The organism is Rhizobium quercicola (assembly GCF_021168455.1).
Taxonomy (GTDB): Bacteria; Pseudomonadota; Alphaproteobacteria; order Rhizobiales; family Rhizobiaceae; genus Ferranicluibacter; species Ferranicluibacter quercicola.
Window position 1 is genome coordinate 261,948 of the sequence record NZ_JAJOZR010000007.1, and the last position, 11,977, is coordinate 273,924.

The window sequence follows — 11,977 nt, forward strand, 5'->3', positions numbered from 1 at the left end:
GGCTCTCGCCGATGGGCGGAGCGCGGCAAACATGAGACGAGTCCGTCAGGTTCACGTTGAACCCGCCAGACCCTGGCTTCTGGTGTCGTCGCCCGTCTCTTCGGGACGGCCGGGGTCCCCGTATCCCGGACAAATGCTCGGGCGGGCGGTCCCGGGCCTCGTTCAGGCCCGGGCTGCGAATGTGGAGGATGATCGCGGGTGGGGATGGTGACGGCGACAGGCCGTCACCGCTTCATCACTCGGCGGACGCGATGATCCCGGCCCAGCGCTTCTGCGCATCCTCGACGGTCATCGTGGTGCTGGCGAAGAATTCGGAGAACAGGTCCTCCTTCTGCTTCTGGATATCGGCCGAGAGCAACTCGTCCGTGCCCTGAACCACATCACCCTTGGCCAGGATATCGAGACCCTTCTTCATGCAGTCATTGGCAGCATTGAGATCGACATCGCCGCGCACCGGCAGCGAGCCCTTCTTGAGATTGAAGGCGACCTGCGTGGCCGGATCGAGCAGCGACTTCGCCAGCGCCTCCTGCGCCTTCGACTTGTCCTCGTCCTTCAGGAGCGGGAAGTAGAAGGCGTCGCCGGCCGTTGCGAGAAAGCCGTTCATGCCGAGCCCCGGCAGGCAGGAATAGTCGGTACCGGCCTTCTGGTTGGCCAGCTGGAACTCGCCCTGCGCCCAGTCGCCCATCACCTGCCCGCCGGCCTTGCCGGTGATGACGAGGTTGGTGGCCTGGTTCCAGTCCTGGACATTGCTGCCCTTGGCCATCTTGCGGGCATCGTCCGCGGCCTTGAAGATCTTGGCGATCTCCGGCCCCGTCGCCGTCTCGCCGTCCTTGTCCTTGTAGACCTTGAGATAGAGATCCTTGCCGCCGAGCGAAATCAGCAGCACATCGAACAGGCCGGCCGACTGCCAGGCCTGACCGCCGAGCGCCAGCGGAACGATACCGGCCTTCTCGAGCGCCGGGGCGGCCGCAACATATTCGTCCCAGGTCTTCGGCACCTCGACGCCGGCCGTCTTGAAGGCCGCGTTGGAGAGCCACAGCCACTGCCAGGAATGGATGTTGACGGGCGCGCAATAGATCTTGCCATCGATCGTGCAGGCGTCGAGCAGGCTCGCCGGACGGATGACCTCTTTCCACTTTTCGGCGGTGGCGACATCGGTGAGGTCGCGCATCAGGCCGGCCTGCACGAGTTCCTCGGCCTGGCGACCGTGATTGAACTGCGTGGCGCCCATGGGGTCGCCGCCGGTGATGCGGCTGATCATGATGGGGCGTGCCGTGCCGCCCGAGCCGGCAATCGCGCCGTCCACCCATTTGTTGCCGGTCGCATCGAACGCCTTGGCCAGTTCCGCGACCGCCGCAGCCTCCCCGCCGGACGTCCACCAATGCGTTACTTCCAGATCCGTGGCATGAGCCGCACCGAGCGGCAGTACCACACCGGCAGCCAGAATTGCTGCGCGAAAGCGTGTCATCATGAGTCTCCTCCCTCACTGTAACGTTGCCGTAAAAACGTAGCGGATGTGTTCGAGCCACGCAACAGAGCAACCTCCAAATTATTCGTGAAGCCGACGTTTCTACCGGAAGGAGAATTCGTAGCGGAGCAGCGGTGTCTTCGAAGAGAATAAATGCGGTGCAACAATCGTCCTCAGATGCAAGAGGCGCGTTGAATGGGCATCGAATTTTCGGGAATTGCCTCATAGGATAGCACAATGCCGCTTTGCAGCGCAGCAATGTGACGAGGTCGTTGACGCTCTCCTCCGATGATTGCAACCTGACCGAAACCGTCGGAAAGATGACCATGATTAACTGTATCGTTGCAGTTTTTTCGTGTAGGCACGGAGCGGGTGACATTGGTCAAGCCGCATCGAACCGGCTAGGATGAGCGGCAAAACACCGGTTGCAAGGACCGGACGGAAGGGCAGGCGTCGATGGACGAGAAGACGAAGACCGATGGTTTGCGACCGACGGCGACACAGTCTGGTGCCCCGTCAACCGCGCAGTCCGGCCTCCAGACCGGCAGCCCGCTGGCCGCGCCCCACCCCCCCGGCAACGACCGCCCGACGCTGAAGACGATCGCCTACATGACCGGGCTCGGCATCACCACCGTGTCGCGTGCCTTGAAGGATGCGCCCGATATCGGCGCGGACACCAAGGAGCGCGTTCGTCTCGTCGCGCGGCAGGTCGGCTACCAGCCGAACCGAGCAGGCGTCAGGCTGCGCACCGGCAAGACCAACGTCATCAGCCTCGTCCTGTCGCTGGAGGAGGAAATCATGGGCCTTACCAGCCCGATCGTCGTGGGCATTTCCGAGGTGCTGGCGGCCACGCCCTACCACCTCGTGGTGACGCCCTACAGCCCCTCGCGGGACGCCCTCGCCCCGGTTCGCTACGTGCTCGACACGGGTGCCGCCGATGGCGTCATCATCTCGCGCACGGAACCACAGGATGCGCGCGTTGCGCTGATGCTGGAGCGAAACTTCCCCTTCGCCACCCATGGCCGCACCGATATGGGGCTCGCACATCCCTATCACGACTATGACAATGAAGGCTTCGCCTATGCCGCCGTGCGGGCGCTGGTGGAGCGCGGACGCCGTCGCCTGACGCTGCTGCAGCCGCCGCGCCACCTCACCTTTCACCGGCATATGCGCAACGGCTTCGACCGCGCGGTGCGCGATTTCGGCGTCGAGACCATCCCCTTCGACACCGTCGACATCGATCATTCGCTGATCGACATCCGCACCGCTTTCGAAAGCCTGCTGCGCGGCGGCGCGGTCCCGGATGGCATCGTCTCGGGAAGCGGCGCGGGAACGATCGCCCTGATCGCCGCCATCGAGGCGACGGGCCGCAAGATCGGCAACGACCTCGATGTCGTGTCCAAGGTTCCGAGCGATTTCCTCGGCTGGCTGCGCCCGGAGGTCATCACCATGAAGGAAGATATTCGGCATGCGGGCCATGAGCTCGCCAAGGCCGTCCTCGCCCGCATCGCCGGCCGGCCGCCGGAAGAGCTTCAGAGCCTGAGCAGCCTCGACACAGCGAAGACCTGACAACGGCCGACGAGAAAGTTGGACAGAAAGAAGGCCGCGCGACAGATGCCGCGCGGCCTTCTTTTGTCGGAGCGGTTCGCGCCTTCGGATCAGGAGCGTTCGGCGACGAGGCCGCTGCCCCATGGGCCGTGATGCGAATCCTTGCCGTCCGTGCGGTCATAGCCATGCGCGCCGAAATAGTCGCGCTGGGCCTGGATCATGTTCGCCGTGCCGCGGGCGCGACGGTAGCTGTCGAAGTAGCCGAGCGCCGAGGCAAGCGCGGGAACCGGAAGCCCACCGAGAACGGCCGTGGAGACGACGCGGCGGAGAGGCGCGTCGGTATCCTTGACCATGGCGGCAAAGGCCGGGGTGACGATGAGGTTCGCCGCATCCGGCGATTCGGTGAAGGCCTTGGTGATTTCGTCGAGGAACTGCGAGCGGATGATGCAGCCGGCACGCCAGATGCGGGCGATGGTCGGCATCGGCAGGTTCCAGCCGAATTCGCGCGATGCCGCCGCCATGACGGCGAAGCCCTGCGCATAGGCGCCGATCTTGGCCGCGAGCAGGGCGTTTTCGAGATCGGCAAGGAAGGCCGTCTTGTCGCCGACCGACAGCGGCGGAACATCCGGCAGGCCGAGAATTTTCTCGGCAGCTTCGCGCTCGGCCTTCATCGACGACAGGCTGCGGGCAGCCACGGCGGCCTCGATGCCGGTGGCCGGCACGCCCATGTTCTGCGCCTCGATCACCGACCACTTGCCGGTGCCCTTCTGGCCGGCCTTGTCGAGGATGACATCGACGAGCGGCCCGGAACCGAGCTGGTCGCCGGCGCGCAGCACGATTTCGGAAATCTCGATCAGGAAGGAATTCAGGCGGCCCTTGTTCCAGGTCGCGAAAACCTCGGCGATCTCGGTCGCGGTCATCTTCAGGCCGTCGCGCAGGATGCCGTAGATCTCGGCGATCATCTGCATGTCGGCATATTCGATGCCGTTGTGGATGGTCTTGACGAAGTGGCCGGCCCCGTTCTCGCCGAGCCATGCGACGCACGGATCGCCCTCATAGCGGGCGGCAATGGAGGTCAGGACCTTCTCGACGCGCTTCCAGCTTTCTTCCAGGCCGCCGACCATGATCGAGGGGCCATGGCGCGCACCTTCCTCGCCACCGGACACGCCCATGCCGATGAACGTCAGGCCGCTGTCCTTCAGCGTATCGAAGCGGCGCATCGTATCGCGGAAATTGGCGTTGCCGGCATCGATCATGATGTCGTGCGCCTCGAGATGCGGCTTCAGGATTTCCATCTGCTGGTCGACGGCATCGCCGGCCTTGATCATGATGATGATCGGCCGCGGCGGCTTGATGGCCGCAACGAAGTCTTCGATCGTCTCGCAGGGGATGATGCGATCCTTCAGATCGCCTGCCTCTTCGTAGAATTCTCTCGTGCGCTCGACCGTGCGGTTGAACACCGCGATCGTGTTGCCCTTCTCGGCAATGTTGAGCGCGAGGTTGGACCCCATGACGCCGAGCCCGATTAGGCCGATTTCCGCCTGTGCCACGTATAAGCCTCCATAGATGCTGGAACGCGGGGATGCCGTTCATCGGCGGGCGTTCCATTGATGTGCCGTACCCGCAGTGCCGACCGTTGCAGTCGGTTGCCGAATGGGTGAACGCCGCAAGTTTTGGCACCGGAAAGAGTGAACCACAAGACATTGTTGAAGTTCGCAGCTACATTTCCTCCCGGATGCCGGCGGACGGAACGGCGGCATGCGGCGCGGCCGCGAGGGAGCGGCGGTGGCACCGGCAGGACCGGCCGGCGGAGCCGAGGGAGAGAGCGCCATGGCGATGAATGTGCGAACCGTCGAGGTCGTCATCAATCGGGATGCGGCTGCGGTTTATGCCTATGCGCATCGCCCCGAGACCATGCCGCTCTGGGCATCCGGGCTTGCGAGCGGGCTGCAGCCGGCCGGCGATCACTGGGTCGCGAGCGGGCCGCTCGGAACGGTGACGATCTTCTTCGCGCCGCCGAACGATCTGGGCGTGATGGACCACACGGTCGTCGAGGCAACCGGCGTCTCGACCTACAACGCCTTTCGCGTGACACCGAACGGGGCCGACGCCGTGGTCGTGTTCACGCTGCTGCAGGCGGCGGATGCGACGGACGAGAGCTTCGCCTGCGATATCGATTGGGTGCGCAAGGACCTGACCCGGCTCAAGGCCATTCTGGAAGGCGAAGCGGACGCGACGATCTGAACCGCCTGCCCGGAAACGGCTGACCGCTCCGTCAGGCAGCGATGGCGCGGCGGCGGTTGGCAAGCTCCTGGTAGACCACGATGGCGCCGATGATCTGCCCCGTCGATGTCCGGCACGGCGTCATGCGGGACCGGATGACGATGGTCCGGCCGTCGATCTCGCGGGCATAGGTCGTATCCACCGTCTCGCCGGCAAAGCAGCGGTCGAGGCGGGGTTTGACATTGTCCTCGAAGAACTGGAGCCCGGAAAACTCGAGAATCGTCCGCCCGATGAGGGACAGCGGCGTTTCATCGAGAGACTGCGCGTGCAGAACATTCGCATAGAGATAGCGGTAATCCGGCGTGATGACGCAGACGCGATCCGGCAGACTGTCGAGAATCGCCTCGTTCAACAGCCCCTCGTCCGCCCGGAGCTTGGGGAGCGGCGCGCCCGGTGCAGCCGGAACGCCCGGATACCGGACGACGAGATGCCCGGTCCCCGCCTCGACGAAATAGCGCTCGGCGAGCTTGGACAGCGCATTGCTGTGCCGCAGGACATGGGAACTGTCGCCGGCTTCGATCTTCAGGAGATCGAGCAGAAACTGGAACTGAAGGCGGGCATCCGCGAGCGACGTCGCACGTTCGTTCTCGACGGCCCTGAGAAGAGGGTCGATCTCGCTGTCGAGGACGTCGATCAGCAAGGTTTCCCCGCTGGCAACCGCCTGTTGGATCTGGCTGTACTTCACCCAGAACAAATCGATCAGCGTCTTCACGAACCTTTTCCCTCATATCCATGCATCACCGAAAACAGACAAAGATTGTCTATTTCGACAGCACAACCATAATGTATCACAAAACGCCGGATTTGCGCCGTTTCACTGTACACGCGCTGCCAGCCCGTTCAACCTTTCCTTTGCAATATCATGAATTCGATATGTCTTTTTTATAATTGAAACCGAGACAGCAGACATCTGCCTGAGGACTACCGCGAAGCTGTGACAGCCTGTCGAAGGCTTGCGCCTACATCTTCGTATTGGTTTCGCGCGCCAGCTTGCGCTTCACCTGCCAGCGGTCGTGATACCAGAGCCACTGACCGGGATATTCGCGGACCCAGCGCTCGACCGTGTCGTTCAGAAGCTGCGCTGTTGCCTCGACATCCACGCTGCCACCCTCCTTGCGCGGAATCGTGACGGCGGGTTCGATTTCCAGGCGGAATCGATTACCGGGCAAGCGAATGCAGCGCGCCGGGTAAACTTCGCAGCCGAACTGACGGACGAGCTTCGCAAGCAGCGGATTGGTCTTGACCGGCTGTCCGAAGAATGTGGTGCTCAGGCCCTTCTTGAACTTCTGATCGACGAGAACGCCGATCCCCTGCCCTTCGTCCAGCTTGCGCGCAAGCGTAAAGGACGATCCGGCGTGTGACGGCACGAGCGTTCCCATGCGCTTGGCCCGGAAGTCGTAGACCTTCTTGGCCATGGTCGCATTGTTCGGCGGGCGAAAGAGCACGGTGACATCGAGACCGAACGCCGATCCTGCAACCGGCAACATCTCGAAACTGCCGGTATGGCCGGTGAAGACGATGAAGGGGCGCGGATTGTCGCGCAGATCGAGGAAGATCGGTGCGCCGACAACCTCCACCCGGCCCGGCGCGCCCCGCGTCGGGTCGTAGTCGAACAGGCGGTCGAGAAAGACGTACTCGGCGGCGAGACGCCCGATAGACCCCCAGCTTTCCATCGCGATCGCCTCGATCTCGCTCTGACTTTTTTCCGGGAAGGCGGCACGGAGATTGGCCAGCGTCAGCAGATGGCGACCGCGCATGAAGCGCGGGCCGGCAAGCCGCGCCGCGCGGTCCATGACGTTCAGCGCGGTGTCCGGTGGCAGAAGCTTCAGCAGCAGCAGCGGCAGAAACGCCAGCTGCGCGACGATCCAGTCGCTCGCGTGCCGGTAAAACAGAACGAGCCGCGTGATCAGACTGCGCACCGGGATCAATCCAGCCGCAGGACGATCTTGCCGAACACCTGCCGGCCTTCCATGCGCTCGAGCGCGCGATCGATGTTTTCGAAGGTCACTTCGGTGTCGATGACGGGATGGACGAGGCCGCGTGCCATCTTCTGCATCGCATCCGCCATATTCTCCATCCGGCAGCCGAACGAGCCGATCAGCTTCAGCTGCTGCTGGAACAACATCATCAGGTTCATGTCGGTGGAAACGCCCGAGGTGGAGCCGCAGGTGACGAGACGCCCGCCCCGCTTCATGCAGAGCATGGAGCCGGCCCAAGTGTCCTTGCCGACATGCTCGAACACGACGTCGACGCCCTTCTTCTTCGTCAGCTTGCGCACCACGCCTTCGAAGCGGTCGGTGCGGTAGTTGATGACGTGATCGGCGCCGAGCGCCTTGGCCTTCTCGATCTTGTCGTCGGAGCCGACCGTGGTGATGACGGTGCAGCCGATCTTCTTGGCGAGCTGGATCGCCGCGGAACCGATGCCGGAGCCCCCGGCATGGATGAGGATGGTCTCGCCCGGCTCGAGCTTGGCATTGTCGAACAGCATGTGCTCCACCGTACCGAAGGTAACGGGCGCCAGCGCTGCGGCGACGGCGTCGACGCCGGGCGGTGCGGGCACGAGGAGACGGGCGGGAAGATTGACCTTCTCCTGCGCGAAGCCGTCGAGGTGGAAGCCGTGAACGCCGCTGACATGTTCGCAGAGATTGTCGCGACCCTCGCGGCAGGGGCGGCAGAGACCGCAGGTGCGCGCGCCATAGATCGACACGAGCTGACCCGGCAGGACGTTGGCAACACCCGGCCCGATGGTCTCGACCACGCCGGCCGCTTCCGCGCCGATGACGAGCGGCATCTTGCGCTTGGCGAACGCCATGCCGCGCCAGCCCCAGACGTCGATATGGTTGAGCGCCACGGCCTTGACGCGCAGCGTCACCTCGCCCGGGCCCGGAGCGGCCGGTTCCGGCAGGTCCGTGACTTCGAGCTTCCGGTCGTCGATCAGTTGCAGGGCGCGCATGGTCTTTTCCTTATCGTTTCCGCGAGGTCGTCGATGTCGCCGGCCTCAGGCCGGTTCGGCCGTCATGACCAGGCTGGCATTCTGCCCGCCGAAGCCGAAGGAGTTGGAGAGCACGGCCGTCACCTGCGCATCGCGCTTGACGTTCGGCACCACATCCAGGGCAATGGCCGGATCGGGGTTCTGGTAGTTGATGGTCGGCGGCAGCGTGCCCGTGAGAATGGTCTGCAGCGAGAAGACCGCCTCGACGGCACCGGCCGCCGTCAGCGTGTGGCCGATCATCGACTTGTTGGAGGAGACCGGGATACGCGCGAGCCCCTCGCCAAAGACGGCCGACATCGCGCCATATTCCATCTTGTCGTTCTCGGGCGTCGATGTGCCATGCGCGTTGACATAGCCGATGTCACTCTCGGCGATGCCGGCATCGGCAAGTGCGGCGCGGATCGTGGCGATGGCCGGTCCGCCGTCCGGCGAGGAGCGCGTGCGGTGGAAGAGATCGGCCTTTTCGCCGCAGCCCTTGAGAATGCCCAGCACCTTCGCGCCGCGCGCAACGGCGGCTTCGAGCGATTCGAGCACCAGAGTGGCCGCACCTTCGGCGATGACAAAGCCGTCGCGATCGCGCGTGAAGGGCTTGGAGGCCTTTTCCGGCGGGTCGTTCTGGGTGGAAAGGGCCGAGAGCAGCGAGAAGCGGATCAGCGCTTCCGCACTCACCGAGCCATCGGTCGCAACCGTCAGCGCGCGGGTCGTGCGGCCCTGGCGAATGGCCTCGACGCCGAGCTGGATGGCGGTGGCACCCGAGGCGCAGGCCGTGGACAAGGTCACCGGCAGGCCACGCGTTCCGAACCGGTCGGACAGCCGCTCGGAGATCGCGCCGAACAGGGCCGCCTCGTAGAAGACCGGATCGGCCTTCTCCCGCATGGCGGCGAGGAAACGGTTATAGGCGTCCGCCGGCTTTTCGGACGGCGGCGAACGATCGGCGAGCGCAAAGCGCGCGCTCCATTCCGGCTCGATCGGCGGCGCGGCCAGGAAGAGCGGGCCGTCGAAATCGCCGGAGATGCCGGCCTGCGCCAGAGCCTCCAGCGTCGTCTCGCGCGCCATGGCGTAGGACCGCTCGACCGAGTTTTCGGCGGGCACATCGATGAAATCCACGGTTCCGCAGATTCGTGTCGACAGCCCGTCCGTTGGGAAGCGGGTGATCTTGTGGATGCCGGACACGCCGCCTGTCAGCGCGGCCCAATTGTCCTGAAGCCCCTGGCCGAGCGACGTGATGACGCCCATGCCGGTGACGGCGATCAGCGGGCGACCCAGGTGATCCTTATAGGCATTGGTCATGACGAATGCTCCTCTGCACCGGCTCTGGCATGGGCTGTGAGAACGGCGATGCCCTCGCCTCGGCCGTGGCCGAGCGTCGTAACGATCGCATGCTTCGGTGCGCGCGTCATGGATGGCTCCGACGGATCGAATGGCGGCACGACGGCCCCGGCATCGAGTGCAAGCGCGGCGAGCGCGAGCCCCAGCGGAAACTGCGCCTCGATCCCGTGCCCGACGGCGCCGCTATAGCCGCGCACCGGGGCATCGGGAAAGCGCGTCTGCAGCCATGTCCGTTCCTGCGCGGCGAGACCGGCAAGGCCGCTGGCGCCGGAAAACACGATGGTCTCCGCGCCCGGCGCGGCCTCGCTCAACCGGTCCAGCCGGCGCTCCAGCCCGCCGCCGTCGCGCTGGCCGCGATCGCCGCCGACGGCATCGATGGTCGCATAGATCCGCGCGCCGCGACCTTCCGCATGTTCGCGCGATTCGAGCACCAGAAAGGCGCCGACGGACCCGAGGATGATGCCGCCGCCCTCGCCGTCCGCGCGCGACCAGAGCGGATGCCACGGCCCTGTCGCATGCGCCTGCAGCGCTTCCACGAGAAGGATGATGTCGAGCCGCTCGGCCGACAGCGCGCCGCCGACGAGCGTGTGGCTCGACTGGCCGGCCTTGATGCGGGCGAAAGCCGTTTCGACGGCGGAAATGCCGGCGGCTTCCTCGCCCATGAAGGTGCGCGACGATCCCGTGACCTTGTGGACGATCGAGATGTTGCCGGCCATCAGATTGGAGAGCTGGGCGAGGAACAGCGTCGGGCGCAGTTCGGTTGTCAGTTTTTCGTTGAGGAGATGTTCGCGGTCGTTGCGCTTCAGGCCTTCGTCCACGATCAGGCTGTCGACCGCGATATCGCGCTCGCCGCCGCCGGCCGCGACGATCATGTCCATGGTGCCGCAGGCTTCCGCGTCGTCCTTCAACCCGGCATCGTCGAGCGCGAGGCCGGCGCTGAAGACGCCGAGGCGCTGCCAGTTCTCCATCTGCCGCTGGTCGCCACGCTTGGCGATCTGCGCGGACCAGTCGATGGCCGGCAGCGGATGCACGGGATAGGGCGCGAAACGCTCCGTCTCCACCACCACTGCGGGCGGCTCGCCTGCCGTGAGCATGGCGACATGCGGCGCGACGCCCACGCCCTGGCTGGTGACGATCCCCACCCCGGTGATCACGACGTCGTTGGCGGCCTTCATGCGGTCACTCCTTGGGCGATTCTGGGGACGATTCCGGGCGCAGGTCCGGGGATAGCTGGCCAGCCAGTGCGGCCGTCAAACCGACCTCTTCGGCCCGCTTGCGGACGATGGGGCCGAGCGGCAGCTGATCGAACGGGACGGTCCGCAGCTTCAGCTGTGCGTCGGCGATCCGCTTGCCGGCCGACGAGATCTTCGCCTTCGTGACCGCAAAGCCAGAGCCGTCATGTTCCAGCACGACCTCGATATCGAGCACGGCTTCCGGCTCGACGAAGGAGCGCATCTTGGCGCCATCCACCGTCATGAGGAACGGCATGGCGGCAAAATCGGTGACGGCTAGCACGAGGAAGCCGGAGGCCTGCGCCATGGTCTCGATGAGGAGGACGCCTGGGACAAGCGGATAGCCGGGAAAATGCCCCTCGAAGACCGGGCTTTGCGCGGGCACGACGGAACGGGCGCGCAGCGTCTTCGCCGTCATGTCGACGGCCTCGACACGGTCGATCATCTGGAAATATTCAAGCAGCATAAGACATCATCCGCTGACCACCTTCACACCCGCGACGGGAGACCCGCAACAGGCATCAAGGACCGGTGACGGCGGCACCCGGACGTTGCGTTCGAGGCCGTCAGGTAGAAATGGCGATGCCGCCTGTCAAGCACGCAAGAGCGGCGTCAGGCGGCATCGCGGAACGGGTACCGTTGGAAAGGCCGATCAGGCCTTGGCAGCGCGCAGTTCGTCGATCTTGGCACAGAGGTTCTTCAGGACGAAGTATTCCTCCGTCGAGGCCTTGCCTTCGTTGACATCCTGCGTCCACTTTTCCAGCGGAATCTTGATGCCGAATTCCTTGTCGATCGCAAACACGATGTCGAGAAAATCGAGGCTGTCGATGCCCAGATCGTCGATCGTGTGGCTTTCCGGCGTGATCGTCTCGCGATCGATCTCGCTGGTTTCTGCAATGATATCGGCGACCTTGTCGAATGTGGCTGTCACGCGCGGACCTCTTTGAGTGGCAAGTTTTGCCGAAGCTATAGGGTAACTGCGCAGGAAAAGCCAATGGCCTTGCGGCCATGCGGGGATTTTTGCCGGCCCCTGTTGCCGAAAGGACCGCGTTGCAGCATCGGCGATCATCCCGATGCGACAACGGGACGCGCAATCCCCGGTTCGCCCTAGCAACCAAGGGAAAT

General features: G+C 64.5%; 11 protein-coding genes. 2 read left to right on the forward strand and 9 right to left on the reverse strand.

Going from position 1 to position 11,977, the window contains the following annotated elements; translation table 11 throughout:
- Nucleotides 1-235 precede the first annotated feature (235 nt).
- Nucleotides 236-1,471: an ABC transporter substrate-binding protein gene (locus tag LRX75_RS12890; protein ID WP_231814935.1), complete on the reverse strand. Its 1,236-nt coding sequence runs from the start codon at nucleotides 1,469-1,471 to the stop codon at nucleotides 236-238.
- Nucleotides 1,472-1,924: 453 nt separating this feature from the next.
- Here LRX75_RS12890 and LRX75_RS12895 point away from each other — a divergent pair, with 453 nt between their 5' ends.
- Nucleotides 1,925-3,037 carry a LacI family transcriptional regulator gene (locus LRX75_RS12895; RefSeq protein ID WP_231814937.1) on the forward strand — a complete coding sequence of 371 codons (1,113 nt, stop codon included), beginning with the start codon at nucleotides 1,925-1,927 and terminating at the stop codon, nucleotides 3,035-3,037.
- An 89-nt stretch (nucleotides 3,038-3,126) separates the two neighbouring features.
- Here LRX75_RS12895 and gndA read toward each other — a convergent pair whose 3' ends face one another.
- The gene (gndA, locus tag LRX75_RS12900) at nucleotides 3,127-4,566 is read right to left on the reverse strand and encodes an NADP-dependent phosphogluconate dehydrogenase (protein WP_231814938.1); all 1,440 of its coding nucleotides are present in this window, start codon (nucleotides 4,564-4,566) and stop codon (nucleotides 3,127-3,129) included.
- Nucleotides 4,567-4,846: 280 nt separating this feature from the next.
- Here gndA and LRX75_RS12905 point away from each other — a divergent pair, with 280 nt between their 5' ends.
- Nucleotides 4,847-5,260 (forward strand): SRPBCC family protein, encoded by a 414-nt coding sequence (locus tag LRX75_RS12905; protein WP_231814940.1) that lies wholly within the window; start codon nucleotides 4,847-4,849, stop codon nucleotides 5,258-5,260.
- Between the two features lie 31 nt (nucleotides 5,261-5,291).
- On the opposite strand, the gene LRX75_RS12910 is transcribed toward LRX75_RS12905, so the two are convergent.
- The 7 genes from LRX75_RS12910 to LRX75_RS12940 all read right to left on the reverse strand — a co-directional run bounded on the left by LRX75_RS12910 (nucleotide 5,292) and on the right by LRX75_RS12940 (nucleotide 11,783).
- Nucleotides 5,292-6,011: a PAS domain-containing protein gene (locus LRX75_RS12910; protein ID WP_231814942.1), complete on the reverse strand. Its 720-nt coding sequence runs from the start codon at nucleotides 6,009-6,011 to the stop codon at nucleotides 5,292-5,294.
- A gap of 247 nt (nucleotides 6,012-6,258) precedes the next feature.
- On the reverse strand, nucleotides 6,259-7,227 hold the full coding sequence (locus tag LRX75_RS12915; protein ID WP_231814944.1) for a lipid A biosynthesis lauroyl acyltransferase: 969 nt from the start codon (nucleotides 7,225-7,227) through the stop codon (nucleotides 6,259-6,261).
- Nucleotides 7,224-8,252, reverse strand: coding sequence for a zinc-binding dehydrogenase (locus LRX75_RS12920; RefSeq protein WP_231814946.1), 1,029 nt, complete (start codon nucleotides 8,250-8,252; stop codon nucleotides 7,224-7,226). Before LRX75_RS12920 ends, LRX75_RS12915 begins: the two co-directional genes overlap by 4 nt.
- Before the next feature lie 45 nt (nucleotides 8,253-8,297).
- Nucleotides 8,298-9,581 carry a beta-ketoacyl-ACP synthase gene (locus LRX75_RS12925; protein WP_231814948.1) on the reverse strand — a complete coding sequence of 428 codons (1,284 nt, stop codon included), beginning with the start codon at nucleotides 9,579-9,581 and terminating at the stop codon, nucleotides 8,298-8,300.
- A complete protein-coding gene (locus LRX75_RS12930; protein WP_231814950.1) occupies nucleotides 9,578-10,795 on the reverse strand; it encodes a beta-ketoacyl-ACP synthase in 1,218 nt (405 codons plus the stop codon). The genes LRX75_RS12925 and LRX75_RS12930 overlap by 4 nt, the downstream gene beginning before the upstream one ends.
- Before the next feature lie 4 nt (nucleotides 10,796-10,799).
- On the reverse strand, nucleotides 10,800-11,318 hold the full coding sequence (locus tag LRX75_RS12935; protein ID WP_231814952.1) for a 3-hydroxyacyl-ACP dehydratase FabZ family protein: 519 nt from the start codon (nucleotides 11,316-11,318) through the stop codon (nucleotides 10,800-10,802).
- A 186-nt stretch (nucleotides 11,319-11,504) separates the two neighbouring features.
- The gene (locus LRX75_RS12940) at nucleotides 11,505-11,783 is read right to left on the reverse strand and encodes an acyl carrier protein (protein ID WP_062592716.1); all 279 of its coding nucleotides are present in this window, start codon (nucleotides 11,781-11,783) and stop codon (nucleotides 11,505-11,507) included.
- Nucleotides 11,784-11,977: the final 194 nt, after the last annotated feature.

Bases quoted from the DNA above. Each gene is read 5' to 3' on its own strand.
- LRX75_RS12890 (WP_231814935.1), bottom strand. From the start codon at position 1,471: ATGATGACACGCTTTCGCGCAGCAATTCTGGCTGCCGGTGTGGTACTG.
- LRX75_RS12895 (WP_231814937.1), top strand. From the start codon at position 1,925: ATGGACGAGAAGACGAAGACCGATGGTTTGCGACCGACGGCGACACAG.
- LRX75_RS12905 (WP_231814940.1), top strand. From the start codon at position 4,847: ATGGCGATGAATGTGCGAACCGTCGAGGTCGTCATCAATCGGGATGCG.
- LRX75_RS12920 (WP_231814946.1), bottom strand. From the start codon at position 8,252: ATGCGCGCCCTGCAACTGATCGACGACCGGAAGCTCGAAGTCACGGAC.
- LRX75_RS12925 (WP_231814948.1), bottom strand. From the start codon at position 9,581: ATGACCAATGCCTATAAGGATCACCTGGGTCGCCCGCTGATCGCCGTC.
- LRX75_RS12930 (WP_231814950.1), bottom strand. From the start codon at position 10,795: ATGAAGGCCGCCAACGACGTCGTGATCACCGGGGTGGGGATCGTCACC.
- LRX75_RS12935 (WP_231814952.1), bottom strand. From the start codon at position 11,318: ATGCTGCTTGAATATTTCCAGATGATCGACCGTGTCGAGGCCGTCGAC.